This window comes from Nocardia callitridis, assembly GCF_039543305.1.
GTDB lineage: Bacteria > Actinomycetota > Actinomycetes > Mycobacteriales > Mycobacteriaceae > Nocardia > Nocardia callitridis.
The window spans coordinates 291,618-306,145 of record NZ_BAABJM010000004.1 but is presented as its reverse complement, the minus strand read 5'-3'; the positions used below and the strand labels follow the sequence as shown (position 1 = coordinate 306,145).

The following is a 14,528-nucleotide window of genomic DNA, read 5'->3' as shown; positions in this document are numbered from 1 at the left end:
GGCGGTCTAGTTCCTGCCAGGCTCCAGCATGGGGACGAGGTACCGCCGAGCCAGCGATGCCAACTGCTCGTCGTCATCGAGATCGATGATCTGACTGGGAACGGCAAGGAACGACGCCGAGATTCGAACCATCAACTCGGCCACCACATCCGCGTCCACCTCGGTCGAGACATGACCGGCAGCTTGTTCGCGGCGCAGTTGCCCCGCGACGAACTGCCGCACCATGGCGACGCTGCGTCCCCGCTCGCCGATCATGGAGCCGACGAGTATCTCCGGCTCGGCGGCGAGCAGATCCCCGATGATCGGATTGCCTCTGATCACCCGCAAGGAGCTGACGAAGCCCAGAACCACACGGTCGGCCGCGGTGCGCGCGTCTCGGATATCGGTGCGGAAGCTCTCGAAGTATCGACGGAATTCCCGCAGGATGACCTGTTCTACCAGTACGTCTTTCGTCGCGAAGCGACGGTAGACCGTGATCCGGGAAACCTTCGCGCGTCTAGCCACATCGTCCATGGTGGAACGGCGCACACCCATCACCCCGAACTGCTCACACGCCGCGTCCACCACCCGGGTGCGGATGTCGTCGCTGTCGTCGACCCCGTCGACCGCGGCGCTGACGGCGCGTTCGAGCAGCCCTTCGGGTTCCGGCGTGCGCTCGGGTGCCGTTGGTCGCGCCTTCACATTTCCTCCTGGTCTCACCTCGAAAATACCGCCAACTCCTTGTGATCGTAGTCACGATGTGCTGTCATCGAGATACAGAGATACATATTACGTATCTCAGTATCTTTGGACTCGATGCAGAGGAACCCGGCATGGACGGTCTCGGACTCAACAGACGTAACGCACTGAAAGCGGGTGGCGGTTTCCTTGGCGCCGCCGCCGCGCTCGCACTGGGTGCGCGAACAGCACGAGCGCAACCATGGACATGGTCGCCGAACGGATCGATCCTCGGCAGCGGTGACGGAGCCGACCCACTGACCGTGTGGGACCCCGAGGCCGACTCGATCGTCGCCGACGTTCTCGAACACGCGAATGTGCCCGAGGTCAACCGCTTACTGGCCACCTGGATCCACAACGAACAACCCGTGCCGGAGGGGCTGCCGAAGAACCTCCGCGACTTCATGGAATCCGCGCGTCAGCTGCCTCCGTGGACCGATCACGAAAAGTTGGCCGCCGCCTTCGAATTCAACAAGAAGCGCGGCACCTACCTCGGCGTCATGCAAGCGTTTGCCAGCGGCATGATGTCCACCGTGATTCCGCACGAGGCACTGGCGGTGTATTACTCACGCGGCGGGTCGCATCTGAAGGACCGTATCGCCAAAACCGCGAAACTCGGCTACGACATCGGCACGATCAATGCGTATGGCCCCGGTGGTCAAATGGTCGTGACCTGCGTCAAAACCAGGATCATCCATGCGGCGGTGCGCCACCTGCTGCCGCAGTCACCCCATTGGCACACCGAGGACATCCCGATCAGCCAAGACGATTTGATGGTGACCTGGCACAGCCTGCCCACCACCATCATGCGGACGTTCAAGTCGTGGAACGTGCCGATCCCCGCGAACGAATCCGAGGGATACCTGCACAGCTGGCAGCTCGCGGGCCACCTGCTCGGCATCCGCGACGAATACATCCCGGCCGCATGGGACCAAGCCGAAAGCCAAGCGCAGCAGGTACTCGACCCGATACTGGCACCGACACCCGAGGGCGTCGACCTCGCACACAAACTCCTCGACCTCGGCGCCAACCTCGACCTGACCCTGCTCAGCAAACCCATCCTCGGCGCGTTCACCCGATTCGTCATGGGAGACAAGGTCGCCGACTGGCTCTACATCCCCCGAGAACCCGTGTGGAGCCCACTACTCGAAGTCGCCTGGGGCCCTTTCGTCGCCGTCCGCGAAGGCATCCTCGGCGCCATCCCCCCGTCAGCGGACGCCTACTGGCTTTTCGATGAATTCCTCCGCCAATTCGCCCTGTGGTACCTGGCCGAGCTGCACATGCCGATCAATATCGAACTCCCCCAGTCCAACCGATGACAGTCACCCGCAGCGCGCACCGCCGCGCGACACCAATCCCACTGCGAACCAACGCCGCCCGAGTGCGCGGCTACTACTCGGCCGTCCGCCGGGCCGGGCCGTTCGCGCTGCGGGGGACGATCGGGACGACGCCGACAGCGCTGAGGACGGCAACGACACCGTTCTCGATCCGGGTGGCGGTACCCGGGGAGTAGCCGGAGCCGGAGCAGAGGAACTCACCACACGTCTCTCGCGGTTCGCTGGTGCAGCCGGCGACGAGCAGGACGAACGCGCTCAACCACGATCCACTCCCTCCGTGACGACCGAGGAACACGCTAAGCCGGGCGCACCGGGACCCCTCCCGGCCATGAGAACGAGTCGGTACCGATCCGAACGGCGGCAACTGAGCTGAAACCCCTCGGCGCCTTGGGTTCTGTGTCCAACGGGTGAGGTCGTCCGGGTAGACGAATCGAGCGAACACACGGTGGGCTCACCAGCACTGCCGCGACGACGGTGCGTCCAGCTCGGTCCGCACGAATCGGGACCTCTTGCCCCGATCTCTTAGCGCGCCAACCATTCCCGCTCGTCGCGACACCCGACCTGTGATCAGCGGGTGCGTACTCACCAGGACCGGAAGGCGGTGAGGCGTCCCCCGCTATAGCGAATTCATCGATTACGCCAAAAGTCCTTGAGCTCGGCGTCATTCAGCCATCATTGAACCTGATGGGCACAGCTCGTCCCGGCCCACGACCGCCGAGGACGGAGGCGGCACACCCCCCGAACACCCTTTCGTCAACGGACAGAACGTCCGCGCGGTACTCAGAAGGACCTTCGATGACATCCATCACACCGGCTGAGAAAATCTGGGGAAGCCTCTCCGAGCCCATCCATTTGAACGCCGCGGGACCGAGCGAGCCCGTCTGGAAGGACAATGCTTATCTCTCATTCTGGGACAACGACTCCCAGGTCTTCGGCACACTGCATGTCGCGACTTCACCCAACGCGCCGAGTGCCCGCCGAGCCCGATTCAGCGTCTGCGCGGCGGGCCGGACCGTCGAGGTCGTCGAGCCACTCGACGAAGGCACGTTCCAGAGCGCCAGCATCGACTTCGGGCTCGACGGCCGGGTGTTGGTCGATCATCCGTCGGTGCGCGCCGAACTGGTCAACGCCCCCTTGTTCGCCGTCGCCGACTACGCGTCGAGCGATCTCATACCCGCACTCGTGCCGGGCGAACCACTTCACCACTTCCAACAGGCATGCACCGTTACGGGGCAGGTGCGGATCGACGGGACGACTGTCGGCACCACCGGCCATGGAATGCGTGACCGCACATGGGGTTTCCGCGACGAGGCAGCGCAGTGGGTCGAGTACGCGGGGCTCATCACCGTCGACGAAACGAGCTTCATCTCTGCGATGAAGTTCCTGCGCACCGACGGCACACTGGCCACGGACGGCTTCGTCATCGACCGCGCGCGCTCGACACAGATCACCGGCATCACCTTCGCACGCAATGCCGCCGCGCAATTCCTGTGGGCGCGACTCGAACTCGACGACGACAGCACACGGGTGGTATCGATGCGCGCGCGTCACGGCGGTTTCTGGGTGCCCATGGGCCCCGCCGAGACGGAAGGTCCCGCGTTCGGAACCTACGACGACTTCATGACGCTCGACAGCGAGGACCGTTGCGGCGGTGGATTTTTCGAGCAGGGCATGGTCCACCGGGTCGCGTAACAACCTGCCGAGAGGAAACGGGCGACGATGTCACACGACCTGAGCATCCTGCAGGCGGCGCGCCTCAAAGGACGCCCGAGCGAGGCCGACTTGACGGCCGCCGCGTGTCTCACCGAAGCCGAAACCGCCGAAGCCCTCGCCGTAGTACGTTCCCTCATTGCGGCAGGCGAGCTCGACCGAGCGGGTGCCCGCCTCCAACTCAACGCGGCGGGCCGCGCCCGGCTCGACTCGCTGCTCACGGTCGAGCGCACCACGGTCGACCGGCGGCTGCTGCGCAAGCAGTATCGCGACTTCGGCGAAATCAATACCGCTTTCAAGCAGCTGGTCACCGACTGGCAACTCATCGACGGGACACAACCGAACGACCATCACGATCCCGAATACGACGCCCACATCGTGCGGCAACTGGCCGAGCTGCACCGGCGCTTCGCACCGCTGCTCGAACAGTTCGTCCGACTCGTGCCGCGACTGGCCGCCTACCAACGCCGATTCGTTCGCGCGTTGGACCATGTCGAGTCCGGTGATCACGCCTGGTTGGCGCGCCCGCTCATCGACAGCTATCACACGGTCTGGTTCGAACTACACGAAGAGCTGATCGGACTCGCTGGACTTTCGCGCATGCGGGAAGCCCGTACCGAGAGGGCACAGTGACCACAACGCCCGAGCCCGAGTCGATCGTCGTCTTGGACGCCACCACCAGCGCTACCCGGGAACTGCTCGGGGGCAAGGCATGGGGCATCCAACGGATGATGGCGCTCGGCATCCCGGTCCCGCCTGCCTTCGTCGTCACCACCGATGTCTGTCGTAGGTTTCACCACACACCGGCGACGCTGCCGGCCGACGTCTGGGGTGGGGTGCCAGCGGCCATGGCCGCTCTGGAATCGCGCACCGAACGCCGATTCGGCGGCGGTGCGCGGCCGCTGTTGGTCTCGGTGCGCTCGGGCGCGGCGGCCAGCATGCCGGGGATGATGGACACTGTCCTCGACCTCGGCATGACCGACAGCGTCGAGCTGGCGCTCGCCGAGCACACGGGCGACCCGGCGTTCGCGGCCGACACCCGTCGACGCTTTCGCGCGCAGTTCCAGAAGGTCGTCGGCTTCGCACCACCCGAGGACCCGTGGGAGCAACTACGTCTGGCAATCAGCGCGGTGCTCGACTCGTGGAACTCGCGCCGCGCGAACAGCTATCGAGAAAGTCGTGGGCTCCCGCACACCGACGGCACCGCGATCACGGTGCAGGCCATGGTCTTCGGCAATCTCGATGATCGATCGGGCACCGGCGTGCTGTTCACTCGAAATCCCCTCAGCGGCAGCGCCGAACCCTACGGTGAGTGGCTGCCACGTGGACAGGGCGAGGACGTCGTGTCCGGACGAGCCGATGCCCTCGCGCTGCCCGTGTTGGCCGCCACGATGCCACAGGTCCATGCCGATCTACTCGCCGCCGCCGAGCGTTTGGAGGCTGACGCCCGCGACGTTCAAAACATCGAGTTCACTGTGCAGAGCGCCACACTGTGGCTACTACAGACCCGGGCGGCCACACGATCTCCGACGGCTACCGTTCGACACGCGGCGGTACTGCACCGGGCAGGCCTGATCACCGGCACCGAGGCGCTCGACCGGGTACGACCGGATCACCTTCAGGCCCTGTTCACCCCACATCTCGACCAGTCTGCCGTAGCCACCGCCACACGTGTGGCGACTGGAAAACCGGCCTGTCCCGGCATCGCAACGGGAACCGTTGTGCTCGATGCGGCCGCCGCGCAGGAGCGTGTCGACCGCGGCGAGGCGGTCGTGTTCGCCCGGCCGACTACCGATCCCGAGGACGTGGCCGTGATGTCCGTCGCCGCCGCGGTGATCACCGAACTCGGCGGGTCGACCTCGCACGCGGCGGTGGTCTGTCGAGAGCTGGGTGTGCCGTGCGTAGTCGGCTGTGGCAGCGGAACATTCGCGGCGTTGGCCGGACGCACCGTTACCGTGGACGCGACGTCGGGAATCACGTATTCCGGCGAACTCACGGTGCTGCCCGCTCCCACGACAGACGACCCCGATGTGCTGCTACTCACCAGCCTGGCACGCGAGGAAGCCATGGCTGAACTGAATGATTCGCTGCTCGGTCTACTCGCGCGGCGCAATGGAAAGCAGAGCGAATGAGCAGCCGTCAGAATGTCGAGACCACACTCGACAACGCCACGATCGATCCGAATCTCACATGGACTACCGGCAATGTCGCCGAGGCATTTCCCGGTGTGTTCAGCACGCTCGGCTTCACCTTCCTCAACGAGCCGGTGGAGTTGGCGTTCCGCACGATGTTTCTGCGGTTGGGGGTCTTCACCTCGAACCAGGTCTATGTCCCTGAGCGGGCGGAGGACATGTTCTGGACGCTGTTCGCAGGCCGCGCCGCGGCCAACATCGACAAGTTCCGGGAGGTCGCGAACATCACTCCTGGCACGTCGGCCACCGCTATCGAGCAACAGCTTTTCGGCTACGTCCGCCAGGAAACGGTCGATGAGAACAGCGTGCGGCGCTATCCGATCATTCTCGCCAAGGCGCCGCGAGCTGTCGCCCGTCTGCCCAAGCAGCACGACGCGGAGTTCGCCGAGGTGCGCCTATGGCGTCTGGCACAGCTCGATGGCATCGATGAACTCGACTACGCACAATGCCTCGCAGTGCTCGCGGACGCACGGGCGCGCTTTCAGAGCATCATGATCAAGCACCTGGTCGTCGCGTTCGTCAGCTCGGGCCTTACCGACCGACTCGCCGATACCTTGGCCGCCCTCGACCTTTCCCATCTCGGGCCAGGGCTGCTGTCCGGCGTCGGATCGGAGGAGAACGACGTCGCCCACGATCTCTGGGCTCTGGCCCACGACCGGATCACATTGCACGAGTTCACCGATCGGCACGGCTACCACGGGAGCGACGAGGGCCAGCTGTCCGGCGTCTCTTGGCGCGAAGATCCGACGCCGGTGCTCAACCGGCTCGACGACTATCGCTCGATCACCGCTGACAGCCCACGCGCGCCACACAACAGGAGCCTGGTGCAGACCCGGGCGCGACAGCGCGCACTCGCCGAACTCGAATCGGCCCTCCCCCGGCACCGGCGACTCGCGGCGGTCCTGATCACGCGTCTGGCCTGTCGCTGGCTTGCCCTCCGCGAACAGGGCAAGGCCGGGTACCTGCTCACTTTTGACGTAGCTCGCGGCGCCATTCGTCGACTGAACAGTCTGCTCATCGCGGACGGTGTCATCGACAGGGCCGACGATATATTTCACCTGTCCTACGACGAGGTGCGCGCCGGAGTTACCGGTAGTCGGCACGCGCAGGTCGACCATCGCCGAGCTCGGTACTACGAACGCCGCGCCTGCCGGTTACCGCGATCGTGGACCGGATTGCCGACATTGATCGAGGTTGGTGCGTCCCGAGCACCGGAATCCACCGGCGTCGTCACCGGTGTCGCCGCCAGCAGCGGTGTGGTCGAGGGACGGGCCAGAGTGGTCCGCGATCCGTCGACCACCGAACTCGACGAGGGCGACATCATCGTCTGCGAGACAACGGATCCGAGCTGGGTGTCGCTGTTTCTCCTCGCAGCCGGGGTCGTCACCGATCACGGTGGCATGCTCAGTCACGGTCCGATCGTCGCGCGCGAACTGGGCGTTCCTTGCGTGTGCGGCACCGACAACGGCAGCTACCGGATAAGCGACGGCCAACGCATCCGCTTGAACGGCGACCTGGGCACGGTCACCATCCTGGAGTAGAGATCGCTGTGGTGGCGACCGCGTGAACACCCTTCGGTGCCACCACTCGGTAGATGTCCCGACCTGATTCGCTGTATTTCCCCGGACTGGCTGCTGGAGCGCCCTCACGCGACCTCACTCCCGGATGTGCGAAGCAAGGCTGAGCCCTTGCGCGACGAGAGCCCCTTGCACGACGATCCGTTCATCAATATTCTGAATGCCATTCAGAATTAAGTGAGCCATACCTAATTTTCATCCTCCGTCGAACCCGGACTGCCTGATCAGGAGTGTCATGACCACAGCGGCTGCCCAGGTTGCCACGCCCACGCAGGCACATCCGGTTCCAACGCCGGGCGCCGGCGAGACCGACGAGAAGAGCAGGCAGGAAGAGCAGAAGGCCGGTGCGCGGGCCTTGAAGGGACTGTTGCGGCCGGTCTCGTCGCAGTTGACAATCGGCAGGCTGCTCGCAGTCGTGTCCGGAGTGCTCGCCGTCGTCCCGTATATCGCGTTGGTGCGCATCGGCGAGGTGCTGCTGTATGCCCACACCGCGGGCGCGGATGTCGACTCCGACGAGGTCGGTCGCTGGCTGCGGATTCTTCTCGGCGCGTTCGCTCTTCGGTTGATCATCTACTTCGTCGCGTTGTTCGTCACCCACTTAGCCGACGCCCGGCTGGGGCACCTGCTCCGATTGCGGATGGTGCAGCGGTTTTCCCGGGTGCCACTGGCGTGGTTCACCTCCACCAACTCGGGCCGGGTCCGCAAGGCGCTGCAGGACGAGATCGGTACGGTCCACCAGCTCATCGCCCATCGGCCCGTCGACGGAACCAACGCCGTGGTGATGCCGCTGGCGTTGATGGTCTACGCCTTCATCATCGACTGGCGGCTGGGGCTGCTGCCGATCGCGACACTGCCCCTCTATATCGGGGCCATGTCGCTGTCGATGATCGGCATGGGAGACAAGACCGTGGAGATGGATAAGCGGCTCTCGACCGTATCGGCCAGGATGGTCGAATTCGTCACCGGGATTTCGGTGGTCAAGGCCTTCGGTCGGGTCGGGCGGGCGCACCGCAGCTACCAGGAAGCCGCCGACGACTTCTACGGTTTCTATCTCGCCTGGGTCAGACCGCTGATCCGGGTCTCGGCGCTGGGCACCTCGTTCCTCGCCGTTCCGCTGGTACTGCTGATCAATATCGGTGCCGGTTCCTGGCTGGTCCATCGGGGTTCGGTCAGCGCGGCCGATGTGCTGGCCACGGCGCTGATCGCACTTCTGGTCCCCTACGCGCTGGAAGTGTTGATGAATTCGATGTGGTCCCAGCAACTCGCCGGCGGGGCGGCGCTGCGGCTCGCCGATCTGCTGGAAACCCCGACGCTGCCGGAGCGGGGTGCGCACGATGCGGCAAAGCCGCAATCCTATGAGGTCGTTTTCGACCGCGTCAGCTACTCCTACGGCTCGGATACCGATTCCGCGCTTGCTGTCGAGGACGTCAGCTTCACCCTTCGGCAGGGCACGATGACCGCGCTCGTCGGACCGTCCGGGTCGGGAAAGTCGACGATCGCCACCTTGCTGGCCCGGTTCGACGACCCGGGTTCGGGCACCATCAGCATCGGCGGAGTACCCGTTGCCAAGGTCGCCGACCTCTACTCGCACGTCGGCTTCGTGCTGCAGGACCCGCAGCTACTGGGTATCAGCATCCGAGACAACATCACCCTTGGTCGTCCAGAAGCCACCGATGTGGAGATCCGGAATGCGGCTCGCGCGGCCCAGGTGCTGGACGAAATCGATGCGCTACCAAGGGGCTTCGATACCGTTTACGGCAAGGACACAGGTCTGTCCGGCGGGCAGGCCCAACGTCTCGCGATCGCCCGCGCCCTGCTGGTCGACGCACCGATCCTCGTTCTGGACGAGGCCACCGCACTGACCGATCCCGAATCCCAGCACGAGATCCAGCAGGCGCTGTCCACGCTCGTTCGCGGCCGGACCGTTCTGCTCATCGCCCACCGCCCCGAAGCAATTCGGGGTGTCGACCAGATCATCCTCATCGACTCCGGGCGGATCACGGCCACGGGTACGCATGACGAGCTGCTCACCGAGCCCGGGTACGCGCACCTGTGGCGAACAACCGGCGCAGATCGAAAATCCGACAGTCAACCCATGAACGCGGCGCACGGAGGAGACCGGAAATGACTGTGCCCCTGATCGATATCGTGCCGCGGATGAGCCGGATGATCTCGCACCCGGAAGCACTGAAACCCGCGCTCGCCATCAGTGTCCTCGCCGGGTCGGTCGAAGGACTGGCGCTCGCCGCGCTCCTGCCTGCCATCAGCGCCCTGGCCCGAGACGCGCCGGTCTGGGGAATGGGACTGGCCGGGTGGCTCTGGGTATTCGCCGGACTGGCAGCGGCCAGCTTCGCGGTCAACTATGCGCAGAGTCGCAAGAATTACGCCGTCGCCCTCGACTTCCTACGCAGCATCCACCGGCTGACCGGCGATCAGGTGGCCAAGCAGCCTCTGGGCTGGTTCTCCCGGCAGTTGGCCGGCAACCTGTCGCGGCTGGTGTCCACCGAATTGATGTCGGCAGGGCAGATCTTCGCCCACATGTTCGGCCCGTTGATCGCCAGGGCCACCGCGGCCGTGGTGATCATCGTCGCGGCCTGGTTCTGGAACCCCGTTCTCGGCCTCATTCTGACCATCGCGGTGCCGGTCTTCGGGGGAATCACCCTCGTGTCGACCGGGCTCATGCGCAAGGGCAGGGCGATCCACGAACCGGAGGAGGTTGCGCTGGCCGATCGGATCGTGGAATACGCCCAGTGCCAAGGGTCGCTGCGGTCCTGCGGTCGCAGCGAAGACTTTCCCCCGCTGTCCGTCGCGCTGGAGAACGCGTATTCCACCAAGACCCGCGCACTGTGGTTCGAGTCCGGCGGAATCCTGATCAGCGGCATGATCACCCAGGGTGTCATCGTCGCCTTGATCAGTACGACCGGTTCATTGGCCGTCGCCGGCACCCTGGCGCCGATCCCTGCCCTCGCGTTCATCGGCCTGGCCCTGCGGTTCTCGTCGACGGTTTCCGCGATCACCGAGAGCGCGGTGGCACTGGAATCCCGCCGCCCGCTTCTCGATGCGCTCGATGAGGTGCTCACCGTCGAACCACTACCCGAACCGGCCACCCCGGCTGTCCTCGGCACACCCGGCGCCGTGGAACTGGACAGCGTGACCTTCGGCTACGCAAACGAACCGGTGCTGCGTGCGGTGTCCATGACGGTGCCCGCGGGAACGATGGTCGCCCTCGTCGGACCGTCCGGCAGCGGGAAAACGACCATCGCGCGGCTGATCAGCCGTTTCTACGACGTCGACGAGGGACAGATTCTGGTCGGTGGTGCACCGGTCACCGAACAGACCAGTGAGCAGTTACTCGGGCAGCTTTCGATGGTGTTCCAGGACGTCTACCTGTTCGACGACACCCTCACGGCCAATATCGAGGTCGGTCGCGAAGGTGCCACCGCGACAGAGATCCGCCACGCCGCCGACCTCGCCGGTGTCACCGAGATCGCCGAACGACTGCCCGACGGATGGGGGTCTCGCGTCGGCGAAGGCGGGCGGGCACTGTCCGGCGGTGAACGCCAGCGGGTGGCGATCGCGCGGGCACTACTCAAGAAAGCGCCCATCGTCCTGATCGATGAGGCGACCTCAGCGCTGGACGTGGAGAACGAAGCCCACGTGGTCGCGGCCATCGAGGCGCTGCGGCAACAAGCCACGGTCGTCGTCATCGCCCACCGCTTGGACACCATAATCCGAGCGGATCGAATCGTGCAGCTCGGCGCCGACGGCAGGATCGCCGCCGCTGGCACCCACGACGAGCTCCTGGCCGAGGACGGGACCTACGCCCGTTTCTGGCGGCACCTGCACAGCGCTCAGGGGTGGCAGCTGACCAGCCATTAGCCTGGCCGCATGAGCGGTTCCGGATGGGCGGCAGGAAAGAAGGTCGGCCGTAAACCCGCCTTCACGGACAACGATGTCGTCCAGGCAGCGATCAACGAGGGCATCGACAGATTCACCCTCGCGGCGATCGGCGATCGGATAGGGGTCGCCACCACCGCGATCTACCGGCTGTTCCCCTCCCGCGACGATATCGTCATCGCCTGCCTGGACGCCGTCGCCGCGACCATCCGGCGGCCCGCTCCCGGCAGCGATTGGCGAACAACGTTGCGCCTGTGGTCGGACGAATGCTGGCGGATATGCGAGGAGTATCCGGGACTGGACCGCACGGTCTACTCGTTCGCGCCGGCATTCACCCGCATCGCGGACGTGCTCGGGGATTACGCCGAAAATATGGCCGCTGCGGGAATCACCCACGGCCAGGCCATGTTCGCATTGGATTTCATCGGCGATACCGTCTTCGCCTGCCACCTTTCGGTGGTGGCGATGCGCACCACCGACCGCAACGGCGCTACCGGACTCGAGCGCGTTCGCGAGGCCCTCGGCGACAACACCACTGGCTTTCAACCCCGGGAATCGTGGACGGATCGAGGGGTCATCGACATCAAACTCGACTTCATCATCACCGGGCTCGACCGCCATTGGCCGGAAATATGACGAGCCGGTACTCGACCATGCCGGTGCGCCACGGATTTCGCGTCTGGATCGCGATGGTCGGGAACAAGAGCTGCGATAACGACGACTTCGCGTCGCCGAGGCAACGAGTCGGGGACGACCCATTGTGCTGGCTCGGACGCTCGGCAGGTCACGCACTCCTGAACAGCCGGTCCAGCTGCACGTCGATCGCTGCGAGCGCGTCCCGTGGTTTGATCACGTCGAGTTCGATCAGGGAGGTGAAGCCGGTGAGGGCGAGGAGCAGGTTGGTCTCGGTCGCCGGGTCGCGGCCCGAGTCGATGTGCCCGTCGGCGATCGCCTGGCGGACCAACTGCTCGACGAGAGCCCGCCCTTCGACGAGGCCGCGGCGCGCCTGCTCGTGCACGTCCTCGTCGTGCAGCGCCTCCAGGACGTAGGCGGCGCTCATCCGGCTGGTCGCGCGGGCGTCGGCATGGAGGGGGAGCATTTCCGCGAGCGTCAGTCGCAGCACGTCACGGGGATGCGGACGGTCACCGAGCTTTTCGAGCCCCTGGTGTACGCGCGCCGAGGTCTGTTCGGACGCGAAATCCATGGCGAAGGAGAGCATGGTGGTCCGGGAAGCGAAGTAGTGCTGCAGCTGCCCGAGTGACATGCCCGCCTCCTGCGCCACCACGCGCATCGTCAGCTGTGCGACGCCGCGCTGCTCCACCACCCGCCACAGTGCGCGGGCGATCGCTTCGCGGCGGCCGCGGTGGTCCACCTGTTTCGGCATCGCCGGTCTCCCTCGTACGCTCGGGCTTTTCCAATACAGTTGACATAATACACCTGACCCATAATCCTGAGGTGCACGCGAAGGAAGGGGATCGTCATGGCCGAACAGCCGAAGGTGCGGACCACCGAAGGCGTGGTGCAGGGGCGTTGGCGGCAGGGTCACGCGGTGTTCCGCGGCATCCCCTACGCCCAGCCACCGGTCGGAGCGCTCCGCTTCGCCGAGCCCGCGCCGCCGCACCGCTGGGAGGGGACGAGGCAGGCCGTCGAATTCGGGCCCGTGGTGCCGCTGTCCCTGCCGATCGAGGTGCCCCCGCAGGGCACCGATTGGCTGACGCTCAACGTCGGCACTCCGGGTCCCGGCGCCGCGGGACTGCCGGTGCTGGTGTGGATCCCCGTGGGCGGCTACCTCTCGGCGGCGTCGAGCGACCCGATGCTCGACCCGGCAGCGCTGGCCGAGGCGGGCGTCGTCGTGGTGACGATCAACTGTCGCGTGGGCGCGGAGGGCTTCGCGTTCCTCGACGACGCGCCACCCAACCGCGGGTTCCTCGACCAGATCGCGGCGCTGGAGTGGGTACAGCGCAACATCGCCGCCTTCGGAGGCGACCCCGGACGGGTCGCCGTGGCCGGGGTGTCCGCGGGGGCGGGCTCGGTCGCCGCTCTGCTGACGATGAGGTCCGCGCGCGGCCTGTTCCGGCGGGCCATCGCCCACTCGGTGCCGGGCCTGCACAGCACCCCCGCGCTGGCACGGCAGGTCACCGCCGCGTTCGCGGACCGGCTCGGCGCGACGGCCCCCACCGCCGAGGCCCTGCGCGACATCGAACCATGGCACCTGGCCGCCGAACTCACCTCCTTCAACGCCGACCTCCATGCGCACCGGGAGAACTGGGGTCGCCTCACGGAGACCGGCACCGCGCTGTGCCCCGTCGTCGACGGCGAAATCCTTCCGGAAACGCCCTGGTCCGCGCTGAGCGGCGCGCGAGCGAGCGGGACCGAACTGCTCGTCGGCCACACTCGGGACGAGTTCCGGTACTTCAGCGTCATGAGCGGACGGTATGGCACCTTCACCGAGGAGGACGCCCACGCGGCCCTGCAACTGCATGCCCCGCAACCGGGCGGGGCGCGGGCCTACCGTGCGGCGTTCCCGCAGGCGGGCCCGGAGGAGCTGGTGGAGACCGTGTACTCGGACGCCCTGTTCCGCATGCCGTCACAGAAGCTGGCCGAGACGAACGCCGCCGCCGGCGGCACGTCGTACCTGTTCGAACTGGGCTGGGTCGCACCGGCTCTCGGCGGTATCCTCGGCGCCTGCCACAGCCTCGATGTGCCCCTGGCGTTCGGCACGCTGGACAGCCCCGTCGGCACCCAACTCATCGGCGAGGAGCCAACTCCCGAAGCCGTCGCGCTCTCCCGCGAACTCCAGCAGGCATGGGTCCGCTTCCTCACCACCGGCGACGCGGGCTGGTCCGCCCACCGGCCAGGCGAGCACCTCACCCGCGTCCTGGACACCGAGTCGAAGACTCTGCCCTACCCCGAACAAGCATCCCGCCAGATCTGGGAAGGCCACTACCCCACCCCTTTCGACCTCTCCTGATTGCCCCGGGTCGAAACGCCGCTGACTGAGTCGATAGGTGTCGCGGGCGGTGTCCTCGCCGAGATGGAAGGGCTGGGGGTCCCAGTCGGTGGCGAAGGCGATCGCCAGTGGCACCGGTAAGGTCGCC

General features: G+C 66.0%; 12 protein-coding genes. 9 read left to right on the top strand and 3 right to left on the bottom strand.

What is annotated here, in order from left to right; translation table 11 throughout:
• Window positions 1-6: 6 nt before the first annotated feature.
• A complete protein-coding gene (locus tag ABEA50_RS21730; RefSeq protein WP_345497467.1) occupies window positions 7-681 on the bottom strand; it encodes a TetR/AcrR family transcriptional regulator in 675 nt (224 codons plus the stop codon).
• A 131-nt stretch (window positions 682-812) separates the two neighbouring features.
• On the opposite strand from ABEA50_RS21730, the gene ABEA50_RS21725 reads away from it, so the two are divergent.
• Window positions 813-2,036: an oxygenase MpaB family protein gene (locus ABEA50_RS21725; protein ID WP_345497465.1), complete on the top strand. Its 1,224-nt coding sequence runs from the start codon at window positions 813-815 to the stop codon at window positions 2,034-2,036.
• 73 nt (window positions 2,037-2,109) lie between these two features.
• Here ABEA50_RS21725 and ABEA50_RS21720 read toward each other — a convergent pair whose 3' ends face one another.
• Window positions 2,110-2,313 (bottom strand): hypothetical protein, encoded by a 204-nt coding sequence (locus ABEA50_RS21720; RefSeq protein ID WP_345497462.1) that lies wholly within the window; start codon window positions 2,311-2,313, stop codon window positions 2,110-2,112.
• Window positions 2,314-2,849: 536 nt separating this feature from the next.
• On the opposite strand from ABEA50_RS21720, the gene ABEA50_RS21715 reads away from it, so the two are divergent.
• The 7 genes from ABEA50_RS21715 to ABEA50_RS21685 all read left to right on the top strand — a co-directional run bounded on the left by ABEA50_RS21715 (window position 2,850) and on the right by ABEA50_RS21685 (window position 12,066).
• Window positions 2,850-3,746: a hypothetical protein gene (locus tag ABEA50_RS21715; protein WP_345497460.1), complete on the top strand. Its 897-nt coding sequence runs from the start codon at window positions 2,850-2,852 to the stop codon at window positions 3,744-3,746.
• Window positions 3,747-3,773: 27 nt separating this feature from the next.
• Window positions 3,774-4,397, top strand: coding sequence for a hypothetical protein (locus tag ABEA50_RS21710; protein WP_345497458.1), 624 nt, complete (start codon window positions 3,774-3,776; stop codon window positions 4,395-4,397).
• The gene (locus ABEA50_RS21705) at window positions 4,394-5,896 is read left to right on the top strand and encodes a pyruvate, phosphate dikinase (RefSeq protein WP_345497456.1); all 1,503 of its coding nucleotides are present in this window, start codon (window positions 4,394-4,396) and stop codon (window positions 5,894-5,896) included. The genes ABEA50_RS21710 and ABEA50_RS21705 overlap by 4 nt, the downstream gene beginning before the upstream one ends.
• Window positions 5,893-7,497 carry a PEP-utilizing enzyme gene (locus tag ABEA50_RS21700; protein WP_345497454.1) on the top strand — a complete coding sequence of 535 codons (1,605 nt, stop codon included), beginning with the start codon at window positions 5,893-5,895 and terminating at the stop codon, window positions 7,495-7,497. The genes ABEA50_RS21705 and ABEA50_RS21700 overlap by 4 nt, the downstream gene beginning before the upstream one ends.
• Before the next feature lie 271 nt (window positions 7,498-7,768).
• On the top strand, window positions 7,769-9,661 hold the full coding sequence (locus tag ABEA50_RS21695) for an ABC transporter ATP-binding protein (protein WP_345497452.1): 1,893 nt from the start codon (window positions 7,769-7,771) through the stop codon (window positions 9,659-9,661).
• Window positions 9,658-11,412, top strand: coding sequence for an ABC transporter ATP-binding protein (locus ABEA50_RS21690; protein ID WP_345497449.1), 1,755 nt, complete (start codon window positions 9,658-9,660; stop codon window positions 11,410-11,412). The genes ABEA50_RS21695 and ABEA50_RS21690 overlap by 4 nt, the downstream gene beginning before the upstream one ends.
• Window positions 11,413-11,421: 9 nt before the next feature.
• Complete coding sequence (locus ABEA50_RS21685; protein ID WP_345497447.1) at window positions 11,422-12,066, top strand: TetR/AcrR family transcriptional regulator; 645 nt, start codon at window positions 11,422-11,424, stop codon at window positions 12,064-12,066.
• Between the two features lie 148 nt (window positions 12,067-12,214).
• Here the strand turns inward: ABEA50_RS21685 and ABEA50_RS21680 are convergent, their stop codons facing one another.
• The gene (locus ABEA50_RS21680) at window positions 12,215-12,814 is read right to left on the bottom strand and encodes a TetR/AcrR family transcriptional regulator (RefSeq protein WP_345497445.1); all 600 of its coding nucleotides are present in this window, start codon (window positions 12,812-12,814) and stop codon (window positions 12,215-12,217) included.
• Between the two features lie 96 nt (window positions 12,815-12,910).
• Here ABEA50_RS21680 and ABEA50_RS21675 point away from each other — a divergent pair, with 96 nt between their 5' ends.
• Entirely contained in the window at window positions 12,911-14,401 is a 1,491-nt protein-coding gene (locus tag ABEA50_RS21675; RefSeq protein ID WP_345497443.1) for a carboxylesterase/lipase family protein, read from the top strand.
• Window positions 14,402-14,528: the final 127 nt, after the last annotated feature.

Excerpts from the sequence above, each read along its gene's own strand:
- ABEA50_RS21725 (WP_345497465.1), top strand. The coding sequence starts at position 813 with ATGGACGGTCTCGGACTCAACAGACGTAACGCACTGAAAGCGGGTGGC.
- ABEA50_RS21715 (WP_345497460.1), top strand. The coding sequence starts at position 2,850 with ATGACATCCATCACACCGGCTGAGAAAATCTGGGGAAGCCTCTCCGAG.
- ABEA50_RS21710 (WP_345497458.1), top strand. The coding sequence starts at position 3,774 with ATGTCACACGACCTGAGCATCCTGCAGGCGGCGCGCCTCAAAGGACGC.
- ABEA50_RS21700 (WP_345497454.1), top strand. The coding sequence starts at position 5,893 with ATGAGCAGCCGTCAGAATGTCGAGACCACACTCGACAACGCCACGATC.
- ABEA50_RS21695 (WP_345497452.1), top strand. The coding sequence starts at position 7,769 with ATGACCACAGCGGCTGCCCAGGTTGCCACGCCCACGCAGGCACATCCG.
- ABEA50_RS21690 (WP_345497449.1), top strand. The coding sequence starts at position 9,658 with ATGACTGTGCCCCTGATCGATATCGTGCCGCGGATGAGCCGGATGATC.
- ABEA50_RS21685 (WP_345497447.1), top strand. The coding sequence starts at position 11,422 with ATGAGCGGTTCCGGATGGGCGGCAGGAAAGAAGGTCGGCCGTAAACCC.
- ABEA50_RS21680 (WP_345497445.1), bottom strand. The coding sequence starts at position 12,814 with ATGCCGAAACAGGTGGACCACCGCGGCCGCCGCGAAGCGATCGCCCGC.
- ABEA50_RS21675 (WP_345497443.1), top strand. The coding sequence starts at position 12,911 with ATGGCCGAACAGCCGAAGGTGCGGACCACCGAAGGCGTGGTGCAGGGG.